17 protein-coding genes are annotated in these 25762 nt (G+C 45.7%); 4 read left to right on the top strand and 13 right to left on the bottom strand.

What is annotated here, in order from left to right:
• Nucleotides 1-208: 208 nt before the first annotated feature.
• From MEALZ_RS20270 to MEALZ_RS20215, 12 genes are all read right to left on the bottom strand, one after another.
• Nucleotides 209-3658: a YhaN family protein gene (locus tag MEALZ_RS20270; RefSeq protein ID WP_014133130.1), complete on the bottom strand. Its 3450-nt coding sequence runs from the start codon at nt 3656-3658 to the stop codon at nt 209-211.
• A gap of 7 nt (nt 3659-3665) precedes the next feature.
• A complete protein-coding gene (locus tag MEALZ_RS20265) occupies nt 3666-4922 on the bottom strand; it encodes a metallophosphoesterase family protein (protein WP_014133129.1) in 1257 nt (418 codons plus the stop codon).
• Between the two features lie 30 nt (nt 4923-4952).
• On the bottom strand, nt 4953-6719 hold the full coding sequence (locus tag MEALZ_RS20260) for an ATP-binding protein (RefSeq protein ID WP_014133128.1): 1767 nt from the start codon (nt 6717-6719) through the stop codon (nt 4953-4955).
• On the bottom strand, nt 6706-7911 hold the full coding sequence (locus MEALZ_RS20255) for a hypothetical protein (protein ID WP_014133127.1): 1206 nt from the start codon (nt 7909-7911) through the stop codon (nt 6706-6708). The genes MEALZ_RS20260 and MEALZ_RS20255 overlap by 14 nt, the downstream gene beginning before the upstream one ends.
• A 111-nt stretch (nt 7912-8022) precedes the next feature.
• On the bottom strand, nt 8023-10131 hold the full coding sequence (locus tag MEALZ_RS20250) for an AAA family ATPase (protein ID WP_014133126.1): 2109 nt from the start codon (nt 10129-10131) through the stop codon (nt 8023-8025).
• A 67-nt stretch (nt 10132-10198) separates the two neighbouring features.
• Nucleotides 10199-13354, bottom strand: coding sequence for a type III restriction-modification system endonuclease (locus MEALZ_RS20245; protein WP_014133125.1), 3156 nt, complete (start codon nt 13352-13354; stop codon nt 10199-10201).
• Between the two features lie 12 nt (nt 13355-13366).
• Complete coding sequence (locus MEALZ_RS20240; protein ID WP_046061757.1) at nt 13367-15346, bottom strand: site-specific DNA-methyltransferase; 1980 nt, start codon at nt 15344-15346, stop codon at nt 13367-13369.
• Nucleotides 15346-16047 carry a DUF4391 domain-containing protein gene (locus MEALZ_RS20235; RefSeq protein ID WP_014133123.1) on the bottom strand — a complete coding sequence of 234 codons (702 nt, stop codon included), beginning with the start codon at nt 16045-16047 and terminating at the stop codon, nt 15346-15348. The genes MEALZ_RS20240 and MEALZ_RS20235 overlap by 1 nt, the downstream gene beginning before the upstream one ends.
• A 5-nt stretch (nt 16048-16052) precedes the next feature.
• Nucleotides 16053-19325 carry a helicase-related protein gene (locus MEALZ_RS20230; RefSeq protein ID WP_014133122.1) on the bottom strand — a complete coding sequence of 1091 codons (3273 nt, stop codon included), beginning with the start codon at nt 19323-19325 and terminating at the stop codon, nt 16053-16055.
• Nucleotides 19322-19522 (bottom strand): methylation-associated defense system helix-turn-helix domain-containing protein MAD1, encoded by a 201-nt coding sequence (gene mads1 / locus MEALZ_RS20225; protein WP_046061734.1) that lies wholly within the window; start codon nt 19520-19522, stop codon nt 19322-19324. Before mads1 ends, MEALZ_RS20230 begins: the two co-directional genes overlap by 4 nt.
• Nucleotides 19523-19704: 182 nt before the next feature.
• Nucleotides 19705-19953 (bottom strand): WGR domain-containing protein, encoded by a 249-nt coding sequence (locus tag MEALZ_RS20220; protein ID WP_014133121.1) that lies wholly within the window; start codon nt 19951-19953, stop codon nt 19705-19707.
• Nucleotides 19954-19961: 8 nt separating this feature from the next.
• On the bottom strand, nt 19962-20894 hold the full coding sequence (locus MEALZ_RS20215) for a tyrosine-type recombinase/integrase (RefSeq protein ID WP_014133120.1): 933 nt from the start codon (nt 20892-20894) through the stop codon (nt 19962-19964).
• Nucleotides 20895-21242: 348 nt separating this feature from the next.
• On the opposite strand from MEALZ_RS20215, the gene MEALZ_RS20210 reads away from it, so the two are divergent.
• From MEALZ_RS20210 to MEALZ_RS20195, 4 genes are all read left to right on the top strand, one after another.
• Nucleotides 21243-21560 carry a hypothetical protein gene (locus tag MEALZ_RS20210; protein WP_014133119.1) on the top strand — a complete coding sequence of 106 codons (318 nt, stop codon included), beginning with the start codon at nt 21243-21245 and terminating at the stop codon, nt 21558-21560.
• A gap of 62 nt (nt 21561-21622) precedes the next feature.
• Entirely contained in the window at nt 21623-22237 is a 615-nt protein-coding gene (locus tag MEALZ_RS20205; RefSeq protein WP_014133118.1) for a hypothetical protein, read from the top strand.
• A 140-nt stretch (nt 22238-22377) separates the two neighbouring features.
• Complete coding sequence (locus tag MEALZ_RS20200) at nt 22378-22623, top strand: DUF6794 domain-containing protein (RefSeq protein WP_408607059.1); 246 nt, start codon at nt 22378-22380, stop codon at nt 22621-22623.
• On the top strand, nt 22624-23319 hold the full coding sequence (locus MEALZ_RS20195) for a retropepsin-like aspartic protease family protein (RefSeq protein ID WP_014133116.1): 696 nt from the start codon (nt 22624-22626) through the stop codon (nt 23317-23319).
• Nucleotides 23320-24188: 869 nt separating this feature from the next.
• Here the strand turns inward: MEALZ_RS20195 and MEALZ_RS20190 are convergent.
• Entirely contained in the window at nt 24189-25115 is a 927-nt protein-coding gene (locus MEALZ_RS20190) for a hypothetical protein (protein ID WP_014133114.1), read from the bottom strand.
• Between the last annotated feature and the right edge of the window lie 647 nt (nt 25116-25762).

Genomic DNA, 25762 nt, shown 5'->3' with positions numbered 1-25762 from the left:
GGCATAGTCGACCGGAAGATAGTCCGAGTTTTAAGGTCGAATATAATCGAGGGGGAACAGCCAGTTACCCCACTGACTTCTCACAGATTCCAGTGTGCAAAATTACCGCACAGAGTTTTTCAAAACTGCTCGCATTGTCCCCGGCACATAGACAATTATAATGATTCTTAGAGAGCATGGAGTATGCTCATTACCAGCAGATTCCAGGTCACAAGAACACAACATTCACCTGACCGCCAAAAACATCTTGAACCGTTGGGATCAAGTGGTCGTGGTGGCTAAGGAAGATGACTTGGGTCTGTTCGGACAATGCTTTAAGCGCTTCAAACCCGGCTTTTGATCGGACATCATCGTAGTTAATAAATAAATCGTCAGCGATAAAGGGTAGCGGCATGGCTTGTTCCAAGTGCATTTCCAGGGCTGCCAATCTAAGTGCCAAGTAAAGCTGATCTCGTGTACCGTCACTCATACCAGAGATACCAACCATCATGCCATCGGTGCGTAGCCCCTCTAGGACCATTGGTTCTCGTTCAAAATCCACAATCAGCTTGCTAAAAGATCCGGAAGTTAATGTCGAAAAGATGGCCCCGGCACGTTGTAACAGAGGCCCTTGCTTCTCTTCTCGGTAACGGTCAATAGACCAACGGAGCAAGCGCCCAGCGGTAAAAACTTTTACATACCGTTCTGCAACATCTGACATTTGTGCAAGCGCCTCTTGGCGTTTTGCTTCTGCTTGGGTTGCAGCGTCAGACCCACCGATTTCGGATAAAGCCCGTAAGGCATTTGCAAGGTCAGCCGAAAGATTTGATTGCTTCTGAACAGCTTCAGAAATTTCATCATTAACGTACGCTAAATCGCTGGTAAGTTGAATTAGATCAGCCGCATCAACCTCCGCTTCAATTTGCTCCCTAGTCAGACCATCACCACCGTTAAGCAGATTAGCGTTAGATTCTGCCATTTCTGACTTTAGGCGACGTTGCTCGTCAGACCGCCAAATTGCTTCACCCAGCAACGCATTGTTATCGACTCCCGCTTTATCCATTAACGGTTTCAAACTCGCCATTGCTGTTTGAATTGATTCTTGGGCTTCCAATACCTGATTACTTGCAACACGTAGTGATTCCTTTAGCCGACTGCTTTCTGTAAAAGCCTCGCGGGCGAGAGTTAAGCGATTAGCTAATGTTAATGCTATTTGCTCGGCTGATTGGCCATTGATTTCTGGTGCAATAATTTGTGCGAGTCGATCAGCTTCAACAGAAAATGCCTTCAGGTCAGCATTCATGGTGTCGATACGCTCGACTTGAATCTGCCGCATTTTCTCCAGTTTTTCGGCTACTTGTTCAATAAGCTCAACAGCGCCTTCAACCGTGCCGATATCACTGTCAGGCGCTAATCCCAACTTAGCAACTGTTGTTGACCAGATTTCAGTCCAACGGCTTTCCTCAGACTTTGCATCCTCCTTAGCTTGTTTTAGTGTGGCGGCAAGTGTCTTTGCTTCACGCAACTGGGCGGATAAAGTGTCATAACGAACTTTAGCGCTATCAATGGCTTGAATATAGTTTTCTGCTTGAATGCAAAGAACGGACAAGTCATCCGTCTCTTTGACTTCCAGCCTCGTGTCCTTTAATACATTAACGAGGTTGAGATGGGAATCTGCAACTAAACGGGTAAATGAATCAAATTCATCCTGAGCATCTTGATACGCAATACCCGCAGACAACACTTTCTCCCGCCTGAGCATCCAGACACCAATATCTTCTAAGGCCATTCCAGCCAAACCCATGCCTGCTGTATCATGAGCCCAACGGTCGTCGAATAGCTGAAGATCATCATTGAATTGTGAAAGTTGAACTTCAATCAGCGTTACGTTCTGTTTTTCCCGTTCAAGCTGATGCATTAAGCTTTGAAGTTCGGTTGCCTCCTCAACATCGTCGAGCCTGCTATCGGCAACTTGATCGGCGTAGGCCATTTTCCTTTCAAACGAAGGCCCTTCAAGTTGCAGATCAATATCACCCGTTTTTATGCCACCCCACAATTCATCACGTTCAGTGCGAGCTTCGATCACCGCCTCAAGAGTCGTAATTTGATGCAGCTCTTTAAACTGAGCGATTAGCAATTCAATCCGGGCAACCTCGGCTGTTTGATTTTTCAGCCGCAGTGATTCAGCTTTCCGATCGGAAATAAGGGTTTGACGCTCTTGAATTAATTGGTTAACTTTTTCTTGACTAGGCAGTTGTTGAGACATTAAGTCTGGCAAGGTTTTGCGCCATTGGCCCAACTCCGTTAAATAACCTTCCAGTGCTGATTTTGCTTTAGTCAGCGTAGTCTGTAGCTTTTGGTTCGCCCGTTCAGTATCACCAAATGATTTGGCGTTTGCTAATGCTGCACGTAGAGCAGGTTTAACGTCTCCCATCTGCAAATCAGCCAGTTGCTTCGACAGTGCTTCGATTTCAGAATCTTTGTTCTTTTCGGCCTGTTCTGCAGCCCGTAATGTCTGAATAATCCCGCCACGGTCGCGGACCAATTGCCTGAGTTCGCGCCGCACTAGCAGTGTCGGCAGTCGCTGGACAATTGCGCTTTCAGAGTCTGGAGCCCAACCCAGCTGGGTGCAGGCATTACCAACCGCTCGCCAAAGTGCCGCTATTTCATTTTTTCGATTGGCGATATCGCCTTCATAAGCGCTGTATTGAAGGCGAAGGTTATCTAGTTTGGTTATGTCGGCAGCGCGATCAAGTAGGGTCTGGTCAACATCGATTTTTGATAGCGCTTCAGTGATTTTTTTAACCTCACTATTGCGCATTTCCAGGCGTTCAGCGGCGATAGCGAGCTCTCGTTCTGCGGCAGCGAGAATGGTTGCGGCATCTGCCGGCAACTCTATCACTTCAACCAATTTCTGTTCGTTATCTCTCAGGGTCATCAAAAACGGAGCAAGCCTACGAATGCGCTCAAGACGGTTACGCTGGCTTTGGAGTTTCTGGTGTCGTTCACGCTCATTGCTTAACGATTCTTGCAGAGATTCGACTTTACTATTGGCCTCCACCCAGACCTTGGTCCGAACAGTGGCTTCTTTCAAAGCAGTCGTTGCCTTATCGAGTTGGTCTAAGGCGATGTAATAAGCCCGGTCATTGGATTTTCTAGGTGCCCACAGCTTGTCAGCTTCGGCGACGAGCGCATCACGAATCTTACCAAGACTGGCGACACCAGCCGCAGATTGAAACAGTATCTGTCCCACATCATTCTCTGCATTGAGAATGCTATTGCCGCCGGAAACTAATCGCGTATGGTCAAGGCCAAACATCTGATCAAAGAAGCTTCTATCTGCAGCCCCCAGGAATGGTGTCAGTTCAGTATCAGACAAGATGGCATCCACCGGCGAGCGCAGGGTTTGTTTTTGCGCTTTAGCACGCTGAAATTCAAGCGAGCCTGCTGCATTGCTAATGTAAGCCCCTAAGCGCAATTCGTTAAGCGGGTGCAGGAAACTATGGACGGAACGCAAAGGGAAACCAAACAACAAATCAACGATAGCGGATCGCAATGTGGATTTGCCTGCCTCATTGGGCCCGACAATCATATGAAAGTCCTGTTTGGCAACTGGAAATTCAACTGAGCGGTCAGAGAATTTGCCGTACTTGATCAAGTCTAAGCGGTGAAAGCGCATCGTCAGTTTACTCCGCTTTGGCTAAATGAGACACCAGTCCGGGACGAACTTCGCGAACCAAGTCCACCAGATCGCCAGATCGAATGGCCTTAAAGTATGGGACAGTGGTTTGCAATTCCAAGGGAGCCTTGTTGACCAAGCCCAGCAGTTCATCTTGCAAGCTTTTCAGGAAGTCAGCGTCTGATTCAGCCGCCTGAAGCAGATCCTGCAAATCGGATAATGCATCGGCTCGGGCTCGAACCTCCTCGCCATTATCTGCCGCCGAAGTGGCCACCTTAACCTTTTCAACCCAAAGTCGCTCAGATCCCATGGCGACCGCCAAGGCTAAGACTTCGGCACGCAGTTGCGACTCCAGTCCGAAAAGTTCGCCGTGAGCGGCCGTTTTGCCGGTGACGGTGACTCTAACCGCTGTGGGAATGATAGATGGGCTGTTTTCTACAATTGCGTCGAGTTCTTTGCCGATGATGGCCACTACTTCGGATAACGTTTTGCACTCGGTGGCATCGACGTCAAGACTGGTCCAGCGCAGGACATCGACGAACAGGCGCTCGATGTCCTGAATGCCATGCTCATCTGCAGTCACAACAACCGCTCCACGCGGCCCGGTCTCCCGGATATGACGACCCTGAAGGTTGCCAGGGAAAACAACCGTCGAAGCACCTTCCCAAATTTGATGTTCATGCACATGACCTAATGCCCAGTAGTGGTAGCCTTTAGCATGAAGTTCATCCAAACTACACGGCGCATAAGTAGCGTGAGCTGCGTTGCCCTGAAGAGCTGTATGCAACACACCGATATTGAACATGCCTGGCACTGGAGCCGGATATCCTGTCGCTAGGTTCTCTAGGGTCTCTTTTTCCTTAAAGCTACGACCATGCAGAGCAACTTTTAGGTCATTCAGGCAGAAAGTGCTGGGTTTGCGGGTGTCGAAGGCAAAGACATTATCAGGTAATTGCAACTTCTTGGTCATTTCACTTTCGGCATCATGGTTGCCGAACAGAAGATAAACCGGAATACCGGCTTTCTTCAGGCGCCCCATTTCTTTACAGAAATAAATACCCGTGTTGTGATCCTTCCAAGTGCCATCATAGAGATCTCCGGCAATCACCAGGAAGTCAACCGGTTGCTCAATTGCTTCGGTAACCAGGTTGGTAAAGGCGTCGCGAGTCGCCGTGCGCAGCATTTCCACAGGAGCATCAGCATAAGCGCTTAATCCCGTTAAAGGACTATCCAAGTGGATGTCGGCAGCATGTATGAATTTCACTTCTCATTTCCTTTCATTACATTTTCCATACTACTTCCGCCAACGATCGATAACCTCAGAAAAAGTAACTTCACGCCAAGCTTCCTGCCATTCTTTATGTACTTTTACACTTTGTGAATGTGGTTCTGGATTAGGGAGAGGCATCTTAATTACTGCTGGCAGTAACACAGCATCTCCAACCACCACGCATTCTCCTGGAGCCAAATTCGGCAAAATTTCAGTTATTGCATTTGAATTGTCAGGGAATAATCTGCGCACGTAATTTTGATCTGCATCATTGGTGAGTCTCAGCGAAAGAAAATTATTGCACTGTGCAAAGATAGTCTCGGACACTTCTGAAGGCCGTTGACTCACAACCATGAGGCTTAATCCGTACTTTCTTCCCTCTTTTGCGATTCGTTCTAACGACTTTCTTGAGGCCCGATAGGCCGAGTCGTTATGACGTGGCACATAGTTATGGGCTTCTTCGCAAACAAGCATGACAGGGATGTCGTTTAGTTCGCTTTTGGCGTGGCGTAGTTTGGAGTAGTGAAAACAGAAGTCGAAAATCAGCCTTGAGACCAAACTGACGGTGATGCTCAGCACTTCGAACGGGATGCCACTCAAGTCAACGATGGTGACATTCGACGTGTCGAGGTACCCCAAGAATTGCTTCAGCAGCGATTCGAAGTCCTCCGTTTTATAAGGGCTTTTATCTGCTTTTGTTGCTTTTAACAGAAAGTTTAGCCGTTTATCATTTAGTTTGGCTTCGAGTCGAGATGTGAACCGATTGAACTCGCCGTTGAATGGCCCATTAGTTGCCCTCGTTGCATTTGCAGTAGAAGAAGCTACAAATGAACAAATTTTTTCAAAGTAGAAATCCTTTCGATCCGTCACAAGTGTCCCATCAGACAGTTTCGGTTTGTCTTCACCGTCAAGACGACCGATAACTTCTCGATTCATGTTCTCAATATAGTTATAGACCTCTTGTATCGAAAAATAGACTGGTGTGTCGTAGGTTACGGTAACTGACGGGTTATGCTTTTCCTTGTTGAGAACAACTGCGTGTTTGAATTGGCTGACCTGATTGTGGGAATTGGCCTCGTTGCTTTCTATGAACATACTCTCCAGTTCTTCTGAATTCATAAGCCAATACGGCAGACGGAGCGTGTCGATATCAAGTCTGTTTAGTGTGAAAGATTGATTCTTGTCGAGAGTAAATGAGGCTGTGTACTCATCGTGAACATCAAAGATTACAATGTGCGAGTTATTTTGTTTTCCCAAATTAGTATTTTGTTTGGCATCAATTCCAACGACATCATGCAAAATACGTGAAACCGTGCATGATTTGCCAGAACCTGTCGAACCAACGATAGCAATGTGTTTACTGAAAAAACGATTCCCATCAATCTTTAGACTGATGTCTTTATTCATTGATAACTGCCCCAACGGGAAATCGTGCTGCCCATCAGTAGCGAAGAGCTTGTCCAGTGTATCCTCGTCAGCAACAAAGGCGTGTTCAGTTGGGACAGGTAGAAGCAAACTTCCCCTATCGAATTTTTTGTCGTCGATAAGTGTACCTATCGCCTGGCACTCCACTTGAAATTGCCAATTTGGCGAACCATCCGTGCCAACAGACACTCCCTTTATGTTACGTATTGTGGCAATAGTGAAATCATGATTGCCTTGCGCGATTTTAAGAAAACGCCCAACTTGCAAACTGCTTTTGTGCTCTTCGAACAAGGCGAGGTCATCAATTGCAACGATGATTGCCTCTGGAGCACAAGATATTACTTTCCCAACCTTATTCGCACACATCAATTAGTCCTAGCATGTATTTAATTTCGTTAAAAGAATCCGTAGCAAGTTCTTCGAGATTGACATCTTCAATATCCAAACCAGCGTACCCACCTGCACCAAGCACAAAGAGATCATCACTCTTCCTTTTATTTAGTACGGTCCCGGGAGTAGACCACCGCAATAGGCGCAAACTGAACTCTCTCTCCACTGCCCCGTTATCACCTTTTTTAGTCATTGGATCGCGAAGGAACCGGCTTTCATCAAATACGTTAGCAACGTATCCGTCGTTAGTTATGATCCCTTTCTGGTAAAGGCGTAGCTCAATCATTCTAAATTGCTCCTCTGATGTATCGAGGCAAAACACAGGAGTTTTCAAGTGAGCGGGCTTGAAGTGGTATTTTTCGAGGTAGTCGCTGATAAACATCACAACCTGTGTCTCGAACTCCTTCAATGAGTCAATGTGAAGCACAAAATATCTTAGGCGAGCGTTTTTGGCGAGATTGGGTTTTAGTTGTTTGCGGCGAGCGGTAAGCAAGGACTGCCGCGTCTTTAAGGAAAGAGTCCATTGTGAAATGGCCGTTGTCTTGATTTGGTGCAGCGTAGACAGGAAATCCCTCTTAGTGATCTTTCTTTTCTCAGCATCGTGCAGAATACTCAGGTTGGCTATTAGTTGAATAGCGTTAGGGTAAGCTAATGTTTTAACATCATCGGTGGAAATACCATTAACCTCCAGCAATCCATATGCCTCATTAACAAGTTCGTCGAAAGCTGGCCCGACACTAGTTGAAAACTTCTTTAGAAAAGCATCCAAATCAATTTTGCCGTTGAGCTCATCAACGTAGGATTTGTAAACCTTATTTGTGGATGAAAGTGCTTTCTGGAGTTCCGCCTTGTCGACAGCAAATTCTTTGTCCGACAGGCCAGGAAAGTGCGCAAATAGAACATAGTTGATCTTTCCCTCTGAGGAAAAGTGGAAGTGGTGCATCATTTGCAGCAGAGGCTTATATATTGCGCTGACCGTATATGTCTCATTCGACTCGTGGTACTTACATTGAATTGCGGTAATTAAATCTTTATCACCAATCTCAATATCTTCGATAATTCCCTCTATCGTTATTACTGCGTCGTCCTGGGCCTTGAGGATTTCTAGTAACGTTTTATTGAATTGGTATAGAAAACCTTGAATGGTGTAGTCAGCAGTGCGAGACATAGTTATTACGTTTTTTGGATTAGTATTATTAACACTTTTAGCAAATATCTAAGGCACATATCTTGGGGAATTAGTGAAAATCCACCGGATCTTTCTACTTGGTTCTTAGCTTCATTGAATCCCCCGAAGAATCCGATCACATTCGGACACGACATATTCAGGAATTGTGTCAAACTTTACAGGATCAAGCTGGCAGATAAACTCATTCTCAATATGGTATGTTTCATTGATAAACTTCTGAATAACAGAATTTTCAATATCTATATCCATCAAGCGAAAAATCTGAAGCTTTTCATACCCATTCGCCGAAGCGCTATATAGTGACTTCATGGCATTGACGTCAGTGACCCGATTCAAGAAATCAGAATATGAAAAGCCTTGTAGATAGTTCGATATTTCAGTGCAACCACTTTCGAACTTGGCAAGCTCCATTTCCGGGTAGTTGCCTTCTGAATCTTTCGGTTCACGCATATCAACCCCACGACCCATGCAGTTTCCTTTGTGAAAAAGGTTTGACAACACCTGATAGGCATCACCCTTGTTGTCAATAATTTCAAAATGGCGCCTCAGATAGATCAACTTGACGACATCGTCCTTGTCAGAGGCGAGCGCATTCTTACAGATTTGGGAAAAGGTCTGTATATCATCCTTGCCTATACCGCATTCATTTACTTGGCCTGATGACAATTTTAGAAATGATGCCGATGTTTGATTTCTGAACTTATCAGAAAGAGACTTGACCGTGTCGATAATGGGCTCTACATCATGAGTCAGCATTAGAACGGTTTTGTTTTTAAGACATGATTCCGCATCACGGCGGAAAAGCATTTCGAGGATGGCGTACTTTTTATTTTTATCGAAAGAAGAAATTGGGTCATCCAGGATGATCAAGTCCGGTTTTTTTGCCAGACACTCAAACATGAAAAGAACAATGGCAAACGCGTTTCTTTCGCCAAAACTGAGGTGTTGGCTTCCGCCACTGAGATGTTCTTCGTGATCGGCGTGCCGGAGTTTCAGTTGAGATTGTTCACCTTCCCCTGCAACCTCAACTAGATAGCGGTAACCAGCATATGCAAGAAAGCCGTTAATAGCGTTCTGATGCCGTTCTACGGTTTTTTTCATTTCGTTTCGCTGCTGATTGATCTTACCCTGAAGTTGACCGGCTTGTTCGATAACATCGTCGATAGAGGCGTTAATCGGAGTGATGGCCTCCAGCATTTTTTCTGAATTAAGTTCTGAGAAAAACTTCAAATCCAGTTTGTATGCAGGTAGTTTTTCGGCGACTTTTTCACCGTCCTTGAATTGAAACGCGGAAAGCGTTCTGAGCTTTTCCAGCTTTTCGGAGAAGTTATCGATTTGGCTTTTCACCGAAGTAAGAAATGCCTCGTGTTCTTTTTCAAGACCTTCCTTCAGGTTCGTAATTGCTCCTAGTTTTTCCTTGGCGTCAGCAGAAAAGAAGTCACCAAGCTTTTCAATTACACCGATTATGTTAATCAGATTCTTGATTGTATTTTTGTCATATTCCTTCCCGACTTTTTTAATCTGATCCTTTTTGTCGGCTGCATGCGATGTACAAAAGGGGCAATTGTCAGACAGTTCCGCGAAATCGTATCCCTTGGTTTGCCAGTCAATCCAGCTCACACTGTTTGGACTCTGAATGAACGGTGTATAAGACTCCAGGCCGAAAGGAATGTGTTGTATTTTGTTACCTTCAGACAATCCTTTCATGCCTGATGACGATTTTGATAGGCCGGATTTGGTCAGCTTGAAAGCATCTCCCATTTCCTTGAGAGTGGCGATCAAGGCTTCCAATTCTTGATTTCCAGAAAACAGTTGTTTGATATTGCGTATCAAATCCTCTATTTCCTGCTCTTTCATTTTGTAGGCCTCTGTTCTGATGAAAATATCGAAGCTGTTACTGACCAGTTCTTCCGGTTTGAAAACAAACTGACTGACATATTCTTCATTGAAGCACATGATGTTTTGGATATTCTCAGCCCCGTTGATCTCCGTCCGTTTATTATCTGGATTTTCCTTTCTAAGTTTGAACGGCATAAGTTCGCTCAGCAGGCTTTGATTACCCTCCACGCCAAGCAGCAGTGCTTTTGCAATTGAACTCTTCCCTGTGCCGTTGGGGGCAAATTTGATATTTAGTTTATTTTCGGACAGAGAAATTTTGGCGAAATCAATGTTGTTACAGTTTTTAATTTCAATATTCATTTCATCGCTCCTTTCATCCTAGCAAACTGTCGATGTATATATGTCATACTCATCTTCCTGAGGTGTTTCATGCCCCTGCCCTGCCGACAATCTCCATCAACTTCCCGTAACTGGTAACGACGTCATACTTAACATTCTCTGGCTCGATCTTGCGATTGATCTCTTCAAAAAATTTGCGGGCACATTCTATTTTCGTATGCTCAATAGCCCGCAACTCCATGGAGGACATTGAACCTTTGGTTTCCGCTACGAAGTAAATATGTTTAACCGAACCTTCCTTGAATGAAATAGCCCAGTCAGGGTTGTAATCACCAACGGGTGTTGGAATCAGGAAACCACGCGGGAGTTTTGCGTAAACCACGACTTCGGAACTTGTATCCAGTTCTGTGACGAATTCTCGCTCAACTTTGGAGTCAGTAATCGCGTAGTCATAGATATGGTTACGCAGCTTTTCACTGGCTTTGGAGAAGTCCTGCTTACTCTGTCCGGTGGTGAAAATACTGACATCGTGCTTCTCGGCAATTCCGTCATAGCTCAGGCGCTCGATAATAATCGTTGCCTTTTGTTCGTTAATTAGACGAGAAATTTCAGCAATAAAGTGTTCTGGGTTTTGCTTGAACTGCTTGAATACGACCGATTGAATGCCACCTAGTATTTCAGCAATGGTTTTGCGGGTTAGCTGGGTATTCTCGGCAATCTTTCCAACCAGGTCATATGTGACCATAGAGTGAATAGAAGCATTATGTTCTTCCGTAACCGTTTCTCTGATCTCAAAGCCCTGTCCAGCCTTTAATTGATCAGCCGTGGCGTGCTCTACCTGCTCGCCGGACTGGATGGTGTACTGTAAAGGGGTCACTCTTAACTCTTTGTCCAGCACACGAATGCTGTTACGAATAAGCTCACTTGAATCAAACTCAACGCGATATATTGCTTTCTGGTTTATACGACTCCAGAGCTCCTGAAACTCCTTTTTCTCAAAGTTGGCGTTCAAAGGATTTGTTTTCGGCTTGCGGTCATCACCAACATCCGGAAGTTGGGACTCGCTGAATACGCTATCAACCAACCCAAATATCTGATCCGCATAGGGCGCAAGCTCAGCAGGCAACGCCGCTAAAGTGCCATTGGCTTTGGCCTCATGATAGGCATCGACAACTTGGTCGGTAGCGTCATCCGTATAATCGTTCTTCACCAGGTACTTATAAATCTGCTTGGCCATAACCGGGGATATTTCCAGAGTGCCGGTTTCGGTGGTAATGACCTTGCCGGAGAAGTAGGCTTCGTCCGCTTTGCGTGGTCGAGCGGAAAGAGAGTCGCTGATTTCCCGTTGTAGGTTGGTAACGAAGTCCTTATAACTTTCGCTGGCCACGACGGTCAGGATATTAACATCGTGAACCGTGGCGGGATGGTCCATGCGGTCGCCATGTTGGTTAACAGACAGCCTGAGGCCTCGGCCTACCTCTTGGCGACGAGAAATTGTGTTATCGCTATGCTTAAGCATGCACATCACAAAAACGTTGGGGTTATCCCAACCTTCGCGCAGAGCAGAATGGGAGAAGATAAACCGAACCGGCTCTTCAAAGGACAATAGCCGTTCTTTATCCTTGAGAATCAGGTCATAGGCATCGACATCATCCGATAGCCCGGCATCTTCACCACGTGTTTTGAAACCGGGATCGGTGAGTTTCTTTGTCTTTTTATCAATGGAAAAGTAACCATTGTGTGTGCGACGAACCTGAATATCGGTCAGGTATTTTCTGTAGCCCTCGTTATCAAGGGCAAGCTCGCCTAAATATTCTGCCTTAAGTTGCTCGTACTCTTCTTCAAAAATTCGGGCATATTCCCCCTGCTCATCGGCCTGGCTGTAATCCCGGTACTTAACCACTTCATCAATGAAAAATAGAGACAAGACCTTAATTCCCTGTGCAAAGAGGCGCTGTTCCTTCTCGAAGTGGGCTTTGATTGCCTCACGAATCTGAATTCGACGGATTGCCATCTCGGTTACGTCACCGGTTGCGTCACCAGCACTCAGTACATGACCATTGGTGAATTCAACAGTGTCTTTGTTGGCGTCGATCTGAGCAATAACAAAGCCGCGATATTGATCGAGTTCGTTTGACTCAACGAACAAATCCTTTCCCTTTTCCAGGCGCTTCACAATCCGTTTGATGCCGCCGCCCTGGCGAACCTCCATCTCAAGGCGAACTACCGGAGCCTTTTTGGAAATCTCGATGGACTCCAAATAGAGATAGGCATTAGTACCGGCCAGTCCCTTCATGGCAATGCCGCGAACGGCAATCTTCTTCACCAGCTTCTGATTGTAGGCGTCCAGGGCATCGAGTCGATGAATCTTGTTATGTGTAGTACTGTGTGTCGCCGAATAGCGCAAAATCATCAGCGGCTTAAAATCTTTTAGTGATTCACGCGTCTTATCACCCATCTTCTGCGGTTCGTCCAGAATGAGAATTGGACGGTTAGCGCTAATGACGTCTATAGGCTTTCGAGATTGAAAATCATCGAGCCCCACAAGCTCTTCTTTTCCATTTGGCATTTTTTTAGGCGTGCCATAGATACGTCTAGCATCGGCTCCTTTGGCGTTGAATGCTTGGATATTGATAACCATGACATTGATGCCGGCATCGGACGAGAAGCTCTCCAATTGATGGAGCTGTTTAGAGTTGTATATGAAAAATCGAATTTTCTTCCCATAACTTTCGGTGAAGTGCTCGGCAGTAATTTTAAGAGATTTAAACACGCCCTCTCGGATGGCAATGCTAGGCACCACAACAATGAACTTGGTCCAACCGTACTGCTTATTCATCTCAAAGATGGTCTTGATATAGCAGTAGGTCTTGCCTGTTCCGGTTTCCATTTCAATGTCGAGATTGACCTTACATCCAGGTTTATATGATGCAGGCATGGGCGTGCCTTTCATATCAAAAAATTCATCGAGAGATTGAGAGATGTTCAGATTTTGCCGTTGCTGCGCGGCTTGTATGTTTTCAATCAACTGCGCGTCTGTCAGTTGTATGTCAGCGTTTTTGAAGCCAGATACTATTTCAGGCTCCATGCCCGGTAAATAGGCTCCTTTTTTTAAGGCTTTTTTATCAATACCAGGATCGATCCGGTAAACAATGCCAGAGGTATTTGCTTGCCCTGCAAAGCAGTTAATCACTGATTCGACGGCACTAGTTTGGTAGGGCTGGACTTTGAACTTCAGTTTCATGCCAAGCCCTCCTTAAATTGATTTCACTTCGGTGCCCGGAGACAACTGTTTGAAAATCTGTTCGACGTTGATTTTTACGGAATCAGACACGAAACCATTGTCACGGAATACGACACGCAAAGCCTCGGACCGAGCCAGCTCCTTGACCAGCTCTTCGTTTACACCATCGTCAAAACAAGCAATCAGATCATAGGGGGGGTGATTGACATAGAAGACCGACTTCCCTTGAATGGTTTCCTTGCGAATAGGCAGCGACAAATCAACGCCCCAATCAAGCAACACCTGAAAGAGCAGATCTTCCGGCTTGCGATCTGGCTTGATGTTATCGACAAAGGCATCGACCTGACCTTGGTTTATGGCATCTGGGGTGTAGTAGACCTCGGCCATGTTGGATGAGTCGATCTTGAGAACGCGGAAGCCGATGTCCTTGTTCCAGCCTTCATGACATCCGCCTTCCAGAATTTTCTTGCCAACCCGGCGGATGCGTTCTTTGCTAATTTCAGCGATGGTTTTATAGCCTGATTTGAATGCTTCGGACTTTTGATCGCATAGTTCGGGAAGTTGAACCATAATGAATTTGCGATTGCCGCCATCTTCGGAATTTTGTGCAACAACAGAATGGGCAGTAGTTGCTGAACCAGCAAAAAAATCAACTACCAAGTCATTGCCATTGGTAAGGTATCTAATCATTCTTTGAATGTCAGAGTAGCTTTTGGGGTTCTCGAATATTCTTTGACCCATTATCTCGTTAAATTTCATCGTCGCAGTTTGCGCGTAACTGTAATGAACAGAACGCATAACTTGCCCCTCAGACTCAAATAAATACCTGCACTGACGGGGTAGAGTAGATTCATCAGGCCCAAATACAACTTTTCCAGAAGCTACTTCTTCCCAAAATCTTTTAGGCGTTCCGTATCGCCACCCTCCATCAGGAACCTTACACTTCTTGCCAGTTTCAGGATGAACAACGTCGTATTTTGGCCCCCCTCCCCCTGGCCAGGAGATATTACCGTCATCTCGGAAAGGGCCTTTGCTGTCAATTTTTGAAAATCGCCCGAGCAGCTTTTTTGGATCATCCGAAGACAATGAGTTGAAGTACTTTCGCCATTCAAGCTGGACAGCTTCATTATCATCGCCATACTTCATTTTTAATTCTGTGTAGAAAGCTCTAATCTCATCAATTCCTTCCTTTGGCTCACGAAAAATCACCCCATCTTCCAAGAGCCTCTGTGATGACTTTGAATAAATGAGCATATATTCATGGCCAACAGAAAAATACTTTGCATCATTCTTTCTATTTTTATCCCAGACTAAAGTGGCCAAATAGTTATCAAGTCCATATATCTCATCCATGCATTTTTTCAGATTCTCATACTCAGCATCATCGATGCTGAGTATGATGGAACCATTATCGCTCAATAAGTTTCTCGCCAGTTTCAGTCGTGCATAAATCATGGAAAGCCAGTCAGAGTGAAACCTCCCATTGGCCTCTGTATTCGCCACGAGACGATTGCCTTCTTCATCCTTCTGGTTTGACCTTTTCAGGAACTCTTCTGAGTTCTCAGCAAAGTCATCCTCGTAGATAAAATCATTCCCCGTGTTGTACGGCGGATCGATATAGATCATCTTGACCTTGCCGAGGTAGGTCTCCTGGAGCAGCTTCAAGGCCTCCAGGTTGTCGCCCTCTATAAACAGGTTCTTCGTGGTATCAAAATCCACACTCTCCCCCCGGCAGGGGCGCAGGGTCTTGGCGATGGGGGCGTTGGCGGTGAGCAGTGCTTCCCGTTTCCCTGGCCAATTGAGGTGATAGCGTTCTTGCGGACCCTCAACGATGGATTCCGACAATTCCTGCCGCAGTTGGTCAAAATCCACCGCTAGTTTTAGCGTGCCGTTTTCGTCATAGGCTTCAGTCACACAACCGGGAAACAGCTCCTTAATACGGGTGATGTTGTCCTGTGTCAGGTTCGGGGAGTGCATTTTCATTTTTTCCATCATAATCGTCCTTTAGAGGTGACTGCCGACCCACTTACAGGGAGGGGGCGGGTCATAGTTTCTAGTTCTTGTTTCAGGTTGCGGAGTTCCGCATTAATCGCGACTTTGCGATTGAATTGTTTTTCTTTGCGCAGACGGGCCTCGCATTTTTCCAGCTCCCGTTGTTTGAAGCGAATTTGATCCATCCTTTCAACACGCGCCCGTAATCCCTCTCCTATCAGGGCTGGGTAAGGCATCAAAGGCCCCAAAAAATGCGCGTATAATGCTTCAAGATCGAAAGCCATCGGCAACGGTCGACGTGGCTCATCGCTTAGAAACCAAGCGGTCTCAAAATAGTCGCTAATCACCCATTTCGATCCGTCCGCTTCGCTAGGCCGTTTGAAGGCCGCGATAGCTTTGATATTTCCGTCAAAACTCAGCTCAAAGAAAATCGGAAAAGGAATTGCCTGGTCAATGCAACGCAGTACATCATGTTTCAGCTCTCCATCCTTGAGAGTCACGCTAAAAATCTGGATTTCAGGGACAAACGACGTTTCTTTCAAGTTGATGGTATCGGGAGCCAATTTGTACTGCCAAACGATCCTTTCCACCTGGCGAACAAAAAGCTCTTTTACCGCAGCGCTCGGATTTGCATGCTCATAGATTTTGTTCTTGGGCAGCACACGACCGAAGGCGGCGCTTTTTGGATAGTCGAAGAGCATAGTTGTTATCCTTGCTCCTGCACCACGAGAAAAGCCACAAGTTCGAAATCATCGAGCCCGGCAATGGTGTTCACCAGCGCCGTGGTCCTGCCGCCGGAAAATAGGCTATCAATATCCTTTTCTTCCTTGACGTCGATCATTGAGCGAATGGCCGCACTAAGCAGGTCGGAACAGGCTTTCATGTTACGGCCTTCATCTGTCTGCTGATTAAATAAATGACAGATCGTCTGAATGGGTTCGGACTGACCTTTGCAGCTGGATCGCACCAGGTCGAGCAGCGATTTAACCTCGGTATGGTTGGCGATAATTTGCCCATCGACGGCAATATAGATCAGGTAATAGGGATGCAGCCTATTCTGCTGATTGATATTAACGGCATGGTTAAGGTTGCGCAGTGCGAAGATTACACCAGGGTGCAAACCCAGTTCCGGCTTAGCCGGAACAACCGCATGCATGCCATTGGGCACATTTGCGAGATCGCCATTGGTTTTTACATAGTTCAGTAAATCCATCCGGAAGTCGTTTAGGCCAAGATCAGTGATGGATACGCCGGTCTTTAGATCCTCAAGTTCAATCACTTCATCCTGCAAACGCCGAAGCTGCTCTTTCCGGTAAGAAACCTCGCTGCTTTTTGCCGTAAGTACGTTGTCATCACCAGTAGCCGTCACGTCGGCAATCATCATTCGATTTTCGACTCGTTCTTTGAGATTTATGTATTCGTCCAGTGAAATATCGGGCCAATAGTTCACCAACTGAATGGTCTGATTGATAGAGCCAATGCGGTCGATACGGCCAAAACGCTGGATAATGCGAACCGGGTTCCAGTGAATATCGTAGTTGATCAAATAATCGCAGTCCTGAAGGTTTTGGCCTTCTGAAATACAGTCGGTGCCAATCAATAGGTCTATCTCGGCCGGTTCCTCTGGCAGCACTTGTGCCTTTTCCTTGGCACGGGGCGAGAAAAGCGTCAGCAACGACTGAAAATCGTAGCTCTTCTTGAGCGTTGATTTAGGCGAATCCTTGCCAGTGACTTTTCCCGTATGCAGCCCCTTTGTGGCCAGAAGATGACTGGCCAAATTGTTGTATAGATAATTGGCCGTATCTGCAAAGGCAGTGAAGAGCAGGACTTTTCTATTACCGTCATTAATCGGGTTTTCAATCTTACCCAGGATAAGGTTCTTGAGGTGTTGCAACTTGGCATCGTCCTCTGGAGTGACTTTTGCCATTGAGTCCAACAAGGTATTAATGACCTCCAGATCGCCGTTTAAATCATGTTCCCATGAGGGCAGATCCATGTCGGCAAGATTAATTTTGACCTTGCCGCCAATCGAGTTGTCATCTAAACCGGGGATATCATCTTCTTCGGCATCCAGATTAGCCAGGCTATCGGTCCAGTCGGAAACACTACTTTCGCTACCAGAAACCTTGAATGAATCGATTTTAGTCAAGGTGCGAGTGTGGTTGTTATGTAAACTTTGCAGGGTAAGACGAAAGGCCTCGACGGAGCTTTCAAGACGCTTGAGCAGATTAGTCGTCATCAGTGCCTGAAGACTCCGTTCGCGATCCGCTTGCTTCAGTTTCCCTTTACCACCTTCAATTTGCGTGTCGTACAAATCTTCATACTTTTTAAGACGACTGGGCAATATGTAACTGATTGGAGCATAGACGGCGAGTTTGAGCAGCGATAGCTGTTCAAAAATCTCGTTGAAATTCATTACGTCCATGCGACCGGTAAGCGGAGAATGGAACGACAGGGGCTTTCGGCGCTCAGGGAACTGGCCTATGTCACTGGTATCGTAAAAGGTCTGAATGTGCTTACGCGAACGAGCAATGGTGACACTATCCAATAGCTCAAAAAAGTCGAAATCAAGGGCCTCCAGAATGGCCCGTGCTGTGCGACTTTCTATGGGTAATTTTGACCATTGATTAAATACTGTTTGTGCGTTCCGGAAGATTTCTTCCACGCTTCTGCCAGTGCGTAGCTTTTTGCTGAGATTTTCGGATTCACCTTCGTAAGCCAGGGCCAGTTGGTTGCGCAGATCATTGAAGCGATTATTAACCGGGGTAGCAGACAGCATGAGAACTTTGGTTTTAACGCCTTGGCGAACAACCTGATTCATCAGTTTTTGATAGCGAGTTTCTCTGTCTTTAACCGCATCGTTGTTCCGAAAATTATGCGACTCGTCTATTACAACCAGATCATAGTTACCCCAGTTGATGCGGTTCAGAGGAATGCCAAATGATTCACCCGAGGTACGAGATAAGTCCGTGTGACAAAGAACGTCGTAATTGAAACGATCCTTGGAGAAAATATTAGTTGTAAGATTGCTATTGTAATTTAGCCAGTTGTCCGCAAGTTTCTTCGGACACAAAACGAGCACAGACCGATTTCTAAGCTCGTAGTATTTGATAACGGCCAAGGCCGTGAATGTTTTACCAAGCCCCACACTGTCGGCCAGGATACAACCGTTATAGGTTTCCAGTTTGTTGATAATGCCTATGGCGGCATCATGTTGAAAATTGAAGAGCTTGTTCCAGACTAACGTATCCTGATAGCCCGTGAGATCGTTCGGCAAAACATCTTCGTCGATATCATTAAGGAAATCGCTAAAGATATTGTAGAGCATCAGGAAATAGATACGCTCAGGCGAATTTTCCTGATAGACCGATGCAATATGATCACAGATCGCGGCGGTAACATCTTCAAGTTTGTCAGGGTCGTTCCAAATTTGGTCAAAAAGCTGGAGGTAGGTCGTCGTAAAGGCGGTTTCATCAACCCGGTTAACGATATTCGAAACGGCATCTCCTCGCTGATACCCCAAATCCACGGCAGTAAAACCATGTAGTGGCATATACGCAACGTCATGTCCTGAGCCCTGTACACAGGCAAACTGTTGCATTGGTGACTTGGTTTTATTGGAGCGGAATTTAGCCTTTCTTCGCATCCATTCGGCACATTCGCGTGCAATAGCCCGCTGAGTCAGTTTGTTGCGAAGTTGAATTTCAAATTCAGAACCGTACAGACTACGTTCACGGTCAGCCTTAGGTATAAAAAACTCTCGGCGTTCCTTTTTAAATTTATCCGTAACTTCGTTAGGTACAAAAGTCGGAGCCGTAAAAATGAATTCTAAGGTCTCAATTTTTGAGACCTCTGTCTTCAAGGCTTCATAGGCATAAATTGAGAAGCATGATGCTGCAATCTTCAACTTGGATTTGGGGGAAATAGACGCCTTAAGATCGTCGCCTAGCAAAGAATTGATGTTATCGATGATCCTCATTTATTCGAGTCCTTCTTGTTGCTCTCCGCTGCACCACCCGCCTCAACCCATGCATCGACTTGCTCTTTTTTGAATTTCCAAAGACGCCCCACTCGATGCGCTGGCATCGATTTTTCATTAATCCACTTGTAAACCGTATCCCGCTTGATACCGAGGTAGTCACAAATTTCTTCTACGGAAAGCCATCTGTCTTCCATCGTCTTTGGGAATCAAATATGAATTAAAGGGATAGTGGTAATTGCAAGCTAGATAGTATAGCTCCAAAAGCTCTAAATCAGTAATGACTCGTATAAAATGGCAATAACTTGCATAAGTCAGATTTGTTTTGAGAACAAACTTGAAAAAAGTCTTCGGCTCAAGATCTTTGTATTTGATTAGGTCACGATATCAACTTCTCAATAATGACCCGGTAACCCTTTTTCTTCTTGGCATCAAAAACTTTCCCAGCGGCTTCCAATGCTTCCGGTTCGGTATCGAACCAATCCTTCCGGACTGTTCCGGGCGATCCTACCCGGCCCCATTCCCGGACCAACGACCAATCACCGTCTAAGCCGGGTGAAACAAACATCTGATAGAACCGGTGCATGTTTTGGTCGGGATCGTGGCGTTCCAGGTAGATGCGATTCATGTTTCACCTCAAATATCCGCCACCAGCTTAGATAACCGCTCCTGCCCCGCATGCGTGTAAATCTGCGTCGTGGCAATGCTTTCATGGCCCAACAGCGTCTGAATGTCCACCAGCTGCACGTCCTTTTCCAAGAGCCTCGTGGCATAAGTATGTCGGAGCTTGTGCGGCGTAACCTTCTTTTCAATGCCGGCCTTGTCGATCATCTTCTTAAGATAGGCCCGCGCGGCATGATGGCTAACCGGCCGACAGCCCGGTTTTTTCGCGAACAGGAATTCATCGCGGTACTTGTCGGCGATCGACAACGCCAGAACCCGGCCGAAACTTTCCGGGAGCGGAACTTGCCGTTCCTTGTTGCCCTTCCCTATCACCCGCACCGATTTGGCCACGCCGTCGACCACCCGAACGTCGGCGGATTTCAGACTCAAGGCTTCGCTGATCCTCAATCCGGACTTTTGGATCAACTCAAACAGTAATTCATAACGCTGACGAATCTTGATTGACGAGGGCTTGCTACGGCCATAAATGTTGTCCGGAATGTCGTCGTAATTGCGGACGGCTTTGGTGAACGCATCTTGTTCTTCAGTTTCCAACCAAACCGGCATCCGCCGGGGGCGTTTCGGCTTCTCGATCTGGTAGATCGGATCTTCCTCGACGTGGTTATTGCGCTTGGCCCATTTATAAAAGGTGGACAGGCAGGAAATCTTCCGGGCGATCGCGTGGGGACCGACTTTGTTTTTGGCCAGGTACGAAACGAAATGCTCGGTGTCGAGGGGCTGGCATTTGCGCCAGTCCTTACCCTCTTCGGTCAGCCAGGCGATCCAGATGTTCAAATCGCTGTTGTAGTTGTAGCAAGTCGTGTCGGCGTGGCCCTTGGTGAACTTTAAAAACTCAAGAAACTCTTTTTGGATTTTCTTGAACTTCAATTCAATCGAATTAGCCATCTCTCCTCCATCCGCTCGTTCGAAACCTGTTAGCGGTTTTCGGCGGCTTTCCGGTCGTTTCGGCCGGAAACAGAATTTACTAAAATGACTATTTTGTAGCATTAGACTTAAAATACCAAAACGTAAAATTCCAGGTTTCATGCAAAAAAGCCTATTAGGGAACACGAAAACACAATTTCGGGAGTGCCTGGGAATAAAAAATTACTAAAATTTTTGTTTTAGGAATTTTACCCTCAGTTTCCCCTATTCCCACCCAAAATTGGCAAAACTGATTCGGTCGGCTAACATTAGAATTTATTCGCATAATTAGGTAGCGCTAACCCATCCCAAGTTATCGGTAACCTAAACATGGCCATTTCAAATCGAGAGAAGCAAAAACGGTTTCGTGAATCCCGGATGCAATCCGGAGCATCGAGAATTTCCTGTTGGCTCCCCGCTGAGGATAGCCTTCGCCTGCAACGGCTGATCGAGCAGATGAGTGAAACCGGCAACGATAAAACCGGCTATGCCGACGTGATCAGTGAGGCTTTGAAGCGCTTGGAAATCGAAATGACGCCGGCCGGCGTCAAAAATATGATGCGGTATGGGCTCATTTATATGAACGACGAAACCAAAAGGGGCAAAGAAGGTAATTGCTCTTCGCGCGATCACAGCAGAACAACCTAGACTGCCGCTTCGCCAAAGTTGGATTGGTGTGTTTGAAATGATTTTATGGAACAATCCGGAATATGCTCGAATCTTTATCGACCAACAAACTTTGCCTTTCTTTGGAAGGCTGGATCATTCAGTCCGGTGAGCGATGCGATATTGAGGTCAATCAAGTAGAGGACGACACGGCGATTGAGTTCTCCACCAAAAGCCTCAAGAAGGTTTCGGTCTACGAGAAAAAAGCGATCCAGCTTAAACAATCGAACTATCAAATCATTGGCGAGGTGGTGTTTCGCGACAAGCAAGTGATCGTTATTGACGTCGGTTTCTTCATATTCCAAAACAACACTAATATAAACCTGAAAAAGGGCGATTGGTGTACAGGCGAAGTCTGCTTGGGTTTTGATCCCTTCCCGATCCACCAATATATCAATCCGGATGAGACCATCCCCAATATTTACTATGACATGAAAATTGACCGGATACTTTTAGACGAAACACCATTTATTCAGGAGCCATTATGTGCCGAATTAGGGCTAACTCAATCATGGGTAACTAGAGACCGAACCAGGGAAAAATTTACCGAGATTGTCCGCACAGACGCCAAGCGCAGGCACCCATTTTCAGAATTCATTGTTGAATGCACGCTGCTCAAGCACAGTGTATTTGAGCCATGGACAGGTTCGATTGAATGATGGGTTATCCACAAAATCTGTGGATAACCTTGTCATTAACTCGTCATATTCGCTTTGCACACTTTTAGCTTCAAGGTTTTAGAATTTTGACTAAAATTTGGACAAGCTTGTTTGGGCACATACTTACCCCCCCTGAAACGGTGGCGGAGGCCGTTGAAATGCTTCTGGGGTTATTGAGCGTCGAAGAAAAATTCGAGATTGCGGTGATGCCGAAGGATAAACTATTCGATTTACACTTCGGGCTTGGTTTGGCGATCCGGAATGCGTTTAGATTGCATGAGCCCGGTAGTAAATTGCTGGCATCGTGCGGCACTTCTCACCCAAATGATGCTTCCTCGGTGATAATTAGCGCATTATGGCGAGCGTTACCAACATGGGAACCGTAAATGGGACTACAGGATCGAGACTATTACAGGGAAAAATATCATAATCAGAAGCCTCCCAAAAAAGGCGGAGGAAGCCTGAAATACCTGATTATTCCCGCGCTGATGCTGGCCACGCTTTGGTTCGGCGCCGACGCTTTGTTGAAATATCAAGCCGAAGAGCGAATCAAAGCCGCCCTTCCCATTGAGCCGATCACCGGCGGTGTGGTACTGAAAACGGACCGGCAAGGGTATTTCAGGGGAATTGCTCTGATCAATGATGTTCCCATGCCCTTTATGATCGACACCGGCGCGACCAAAACCGTGATTCCCACAAAAATGGCAACCGCTGCGGGATTGCCTTTCGGCCGTCCCATTCAAACAAGCACGGCCGGCGGAAAAGTCTATGACAGTGAGACACAAATAAGTAGCCTAAAGATCGGCAATGCGGTAATCAGAAATCTTGACGCTCATATCAATGATTATATAGAACAAGTGCTGATTGGGATGAACACATTGAAGCATTTCAACATGACGCAAAACGGGGATACTTTGACCTTGTTGGCCATCAATGAGGTCTCAGACAGATTGCCTATCGAGCCGACCGTCAACTTTGATAGCATTTCGGCACAACCGCCCGTGAGAAGTCCGGATAAAATCATCAAAAGACTGATCTGCGATGAAAACCAGAATTGCAAAACGACTTACAGCGACCGATGAGGTTGACGCTTTTATGTTCGCTGAAAAGAAAATGCGAGTGATCGGCGATCGGGCGAAGGCGCTGCAGAATTTTAGCTATTATGTGTTTTTGGCGGAGCCGGAACAGTGAATGAGCCAATTTGGTTGGCTGATTCCGACCCCTATGTGTAGTTCGAAACTATGTGTAAATTGTTAATACGACCTGGATGAAAGATAGAATTCACCTGGGTTATGGCCAATATGAGAAAACCTTAGGTTCACATAGTTTTATCGGTGTCTTGAAGTAAAAATTTCAGTGACATCAGGAATTCTAGTGAATCGTATCCGACACTACTCAATAAGTTGGCTATTTGAGAGCCAATTAGCACCCTACCTCGAGATTTCCTGACTATCGCGATGCATGAAAAAGTCGGAATTAACAATGGGCTGATATTACCCAACCGATCGCAAGTTGATGCTACTTCTTCAAGCATTGAAATTATGTGAAGTTGCGTTCGACCTTATGCGACGGACACCAAGGTCTAGTCCTCAATGTAAATTTGCAACTCCACATAGTTTCGAACTACACATAGGGGTCGCTATGTTGAGCTTAACATAGCGACCCTAAGCTGTCTCTGACTTTAACGACGATTAGATAACTGGTCTGGTCTCGTTAGCTGACCTAAAAATCATACTGTAAATGGGTGACTGTTTCATTAGGTGAATTGCTGCAGCCGGAGAGGTCAATTATTAAGCGCGTAGACCAGAAAGACCAGCAGACATATGTTGAGGGGAATCCTAAATAACCCTAAGTTAAATATATTGGATATACAAAATATGTTAGTTTTATTTTGTAGGTACATTTTAACAACCGAGTTATTACGCTATACTCAATAATAGAAGGTCGTGGGTTATAGCTGACTGCGATTCAGGCCTAACAGCCCCAATAAGCCAGTGCAGATTAGCCATATAGCGGAGGGTAATGGTACTGGCACTTGAGCAACAAACATTTGTTGTTTTGTTCCTAAAGTCCCTAAATAATTCAAGTCCAAGTCAAAAATTCCAGGCGCTAATGTCCTGCTTCCAACAATCACTCTGTTATCAGCGGTTAACATTATGTCGTCACCATACCAGTAGACTGTGCTATTTTCCAAAGCACCGGTTTTTCCATTTAAACGCATCAGTTGATCATAATTATTGGTAAAGCCGAGCATAGAGACATAAATACTGTTAGTAGTTGCGTCATAAGCCAATCCTCGGCCATCCACTATATAAGCGGAAGTCAGGGCTCTAACGACAGAGCCTACGGGCGTAATTTCATGTAAATCATATGCCGATAGAACTAATAAATTACCGTTGGGTAAATTTGTAGCATCAAAAACTTGATTATTATTGTAAATAATGCTACCGCTTGCGTTGGTAGGGGTAAAAGCGGTAAGAGAATTGCCACCAGCTACAAAAAAATCACCGTTTTCACCAAATGTAATTTTGCCTGAAGATAAGTTTCCGGCTACATAGCTAGTTCCGAAGTAGGTCTTTTTAACTGCGCCGCTACTATCCATCGCTAGGACATTAAATCCTGAAGTGCCAGTAGATGTGACAGCATAAAGCAAACCATCCGGACCAAAAGCCACGCCTTTAACATCCTTACCGTAAATAGATGGAACTGTGAAGGAGTCAACATAAGTTCCGTCGTTTTGATAGTAATTAATAGCGTTTGAAAAATAATTCGAAGTAAATATGTGGCCAGCCGTAAAGGTTGAACCTTCTGTTGCCGTGTACGGTACGGTCAAAATAAAGAGTAAACTAAAAAATTTAAATAAATTGGAAATTCTCATCGTTTCTTGCTTTAAGCCGGAGAATAGTTGAAAAAAGTGCGACTATATTCATTTGGTTAAATTCTGTGGCTGGTTCAAAATAAAAAGTGACTGCAAGTCGTGATTTAAGCCTAACAGACAGAGCTTTTCTTAATCAAGCAACAGAATTGTTACAGTTCAAAAGAGGAGCTAAAAGTAGGGATTAGGGTCATTGTCTTCTCAATTAAAACCATCCCCAAATCGTCCTTTCTTTTTCATTAAACTTAATTTAATTAGACTCATTGGGGGTAAAGAAGGTAAGTCGGTAGTCAGGTTAGCTACAGATACCAGGTGTTCAATTATAAAGTTTTTGATACTCTGATCGTCGCAAATTGGCCGGGTCGAGCCAAAGATGACGCAAGGTTGCTTGCCGAAAAGCTGCCATTCGCTGAACTTAGGGAAGGAAAATTTCGCCAGCATCCTCAGTGGCGGGTTTTGGCCGAAATCCGAAACTCAACGCACAAAACCCGCAAATCGGCCAGTCCGGCTTAAAAGCCTACCTCCCTGTACGCTTTTAAACTCGGCCCGCCCGAATTGCTCACGCCCCCGAGCCGGAAACGCCCGAGCATAAGCCGTCCATGGCCGCGCGGCACACACGTCCGTGTGAATGCCGCCCCACCTTTGGCCGG

Source organism: Methylotuvimicrobium alcaliphilum 20Z (assembly GCF_000968535.2).
GTDB classification, from domain to species: Bacteria; Pseudomonadota; Gammaproteobacteria; order Methylococcales; family Methylomonadaceae; genus Methylotuvimicrobium; species Methylotuvimicrobium alcaliphilum.
Note: the sequence above shows the minus strand (reverse complement) of the source record. Positions and strands in the feature narration are given on the sequence as shown.